Genomic DNA, 3,094 nt, shown 5'->3' with positions numbered 1-3,094 from the left:
GCAATGGAGCACGCTTCCTTTGACCTTTTTTAAAGTGTTTCTTCCTTTTTGGGCAATGGAGCACGCCAAAAGCTTTAAGATGCAAAATTATAATCTTTAACGCCAAAAAGGACCACGCAAACGGTGGTCCTTTAAGATTCACTATTCTTATCCAGCAACCGGAGAAAATCCTGATAATCCTTGGCCCCTGATAGTGCCAGCACCATTAATGGAGACTCACTCAAGGAAGCAATTTTTCCAATCAGGCCTCGTATGTCGCCTTGATTTTCTTTGGAAATGGCCAGCATGAACACGAGAGATACCTGTTCACTGCCCCACTCTAGTCGATTTTTCAACACCCCAACAGCGACGGCTGACGTTCGAATTAATGTTGGGTCGCCGTGCGGAATCGCGATACCGCCGCCAATTGCGGTAGCTGATGAACGCTCACGCCCCACAGCGCTTTGGATAAATTCTTTCATGACATAGCCTTTTTCAAAAAGGGCCCTCGCCAGCATCTCGACAATCTCATACCGATGTTCTTTTTCCACATCAAAGAACATTAGGTCCTCCATCAAAAATGGCGACAAAGCACCCTCTCTAGCATTCGTACCTTTTCGGTCCAACTCTTCGACAAATTGACGCAATTTCTTCTTATCCTCTTGTCCAAAAAGCGGTGAAATGACGATATGGTTGATCGTTATTTTTTCAAGCGGGATGGTTGAAATAATAAAATCAGGTTGATGGAGCCCCAAATAATCCGCCACTTCAGCCTTCCCAATGCAAGCCAATATCTCAATGTCTGAGTATTGCTGCTCAATCTTGGCCTCGAGCAGATGGGACATGCCAATTCCCATATGGCAAACGATTAATGCCTTCTTCTTCGCCTCGCGTTTCCCTTCCATCCGTTCAAGCGAGGCTTGAAAGTGAAGAACGATGTAGGCCGCCTCGTCCTCCGGTATGTCGATGGAAAAATCAACTCTGATTTCTTCAAGGGCTAAAATGACCATGCTGAACATATACGGATACATCCGCTTAATATTCGCAAGCAACGGGTTCGTGATCGGGAATCCGAATTTAATGCGATTGATGACAGAATGCATATGCACGGCAAGCCCGTTTGTTAAAATGGAATCTGCCTTAAATGGGAAGAAGGTCAATTTTTCCATCTTACGAATCAGCGCTTTCACCATTCCCGCTGTCTCTTCATCGTTTTGCAGCACCTGGGCTAGCCCCTCTTCCGTCCGCTTGCTGCTCATGAGGTGCCAGGAAAAATAAACCCGCTCTACTTCCGGAAAAGTCAGCCGAAATTCAGAACTCAGCTGTTCAAAAAACCAGCCTGCAAACTGGTATTCCTGTCGTTCGGCAGCCAGTTTCATTTCGGAAGCTTGAACAAACACAGGCGATCTCTGCCGCGTCCGTTTGACCATAATTAACGCATGAACAAGCAAGCTCTCAAACGCTCCATCTGTAAATGAGATCGAAAACTTATGCTGCATTTCTTGCAGGGCCTTTCTAACAACCGAAATCTCATATGGTAAAAATAAATCCAGCACTAGATTTTTGTCACTTGAAATGGAGGGAATCAGCTCGGATAAATGCGCCAAAGCATTTCGCTTTTTCAGCTCTGTCCCTTGTATCGTGTTTCCAAGCCGCTGCTTTGATACCACTTCCAGGTCATAGCGCTGCAGCCAATTGGCAATCGTATCGATGTCCTTTTTAATCACAGCCTTTGCCACATAATAACGGTCCGCCCAATATTGTAACGTGATCGGCTTATCGCTTGTTAACAGCTGAAAGGCCATTTCAAACAGCCTCTCCTCCATTGTTTTCGGTTCGCTGGAGAAAAGACGACGTAAAAGATCCTTTCGGTCAGCTTCGTCAATGGCAAGCGACATCCCTAAACCTGGCCTGCGGTTGAGACTCGCACTGGGGATTTCCAGCAGATACTCCTCCAACCGATCCAAATCATTCCGTACCGTCTTCTCCGAACAGCCCAGCTCCTCTGCCAAATCCTTACTATGTAATGCCCCTTCCTCATGAACGAGCAATATTCTCAACAATTCCTTCTGTCTGTTATTCATCAGATGCACCTGCTCAAAATCGCGATAGATATACCAAAGTTTAACCTGAATGGGGGGATGAATCAAATGGGGGCGGCATAATGTCATTAAAGAACCCTACAATAAAAAGTGGCATCTCTGCCACTTTTTCGAAACTATTTGTAAAAGTTACTTTCCCTTTTTTGTCTCATCCATTTATAAACCGTCCTACACTCTCCGTACCACCGCGCGGACCGGGCTACCGTCTGCTTCCACCAGTGAAAGCGGGAGGGCGGCTAATTCATAGTCCCCCGAATCGATGTGGTCTAACACCAATCCTTCCAGTATGTGAATCCCATGGCGGGTTAGTTCATGGTGTGCTGTAAGTTCCTTGCTGTCAAGGGGATCTACGGATGGTAAGTCGAGACCTAGAAGACGGACTCCCTTTTTTGCGAGATAGGATGCTAACTCAGGTTCAATTTCGGGAATTACTGCTGGGAACACACTTCGGTCTGCCCATGCATCTGTTCGAATTAACAGGCGAGTTACACCGTCTAGTTCAACTCCGGACAATTCCTTTATGCCAATCGATGACGGTTTAGGCAAATGGACGACCCGGGATAAGCCAATATATAAATTCACATCCAGCTCGATAACTTTCTTTCCATCATTATCAAAATGAAACGGGGCATCGATATGTGTCCCGGTGTGGGTGCTCATCGTGATTTCTCCGACATTAACCGAACCGCTTTCCTCTTTACTCCAGCTGACTTTGTAGCGAAAAGGGGTATCCCCCGGCCAAACAGCAATTCGGTTGTCCAGCGGCTGTGAAATATCAATCCAAGGATTCATTTATGGAAAACCTCCTATTCCATCTTTTTACGTAAAACTCTTCTATTAAAGACAAAACAGCATTATTTTTATCAAAAAGTACCTTCTATAAGCCTTATTGAAGACAAAATCCGCTGTCAAACTGATGAAACTTTCCCATAGGACCCGCCTATGGGACATATCTTGCACTCAAACTGGTGAAACTTTCCCATAGGACCCGCCTATGGGACATACCTGGCACT

At 45.7% G+C, this 3,094-nt stretch carries 2 protein-coding genes; both read right to left on the bottom strand.

Annotated elements, in window-relative coordinates; genetic code table 11:
* Positions 1-131: 131 nt before the first annotated feature.
* Positions 132-2,063, bottom strand: coding sequence for a BglG family transcription antiterminator (locus IE222_RS26115; RefSeq protein ID WP_191277306.1), 1,932 nt, complete (start codon positions 2,061-2,063; stop codon positions 132-134).
* Positions 2,064-2,249: 186 nt separating this feature from the next.
* The gene (kynB, locus tag IE222_RS26110) at positions 2,250-2,873 is read right to left on the bottom strand and encodes an arylformamidase (protein ID WP_191277305.1); all 624 of its coding nucleotides are present in this window, start codon (positions 2,871-2,873) and stop codon (positions 2,250-2,252) included.
* Positions 2,874-3,094 lie beyond the last annotated feature (221 nt).

Origin of the sequence: Neobacillus kokaensis, assembly GCF_014656545.1 — a bacterium.
GTDB classification, from domain to species: domain Bacteria; phylum Bacillota; class Bacilli; order Bacillales; family Cytobacillaceae; genus Neobacillus; species Neobacillus kokaensis.
This window is presented reverse-complemented; position numbering and strand designations above follow the sequence as displayed.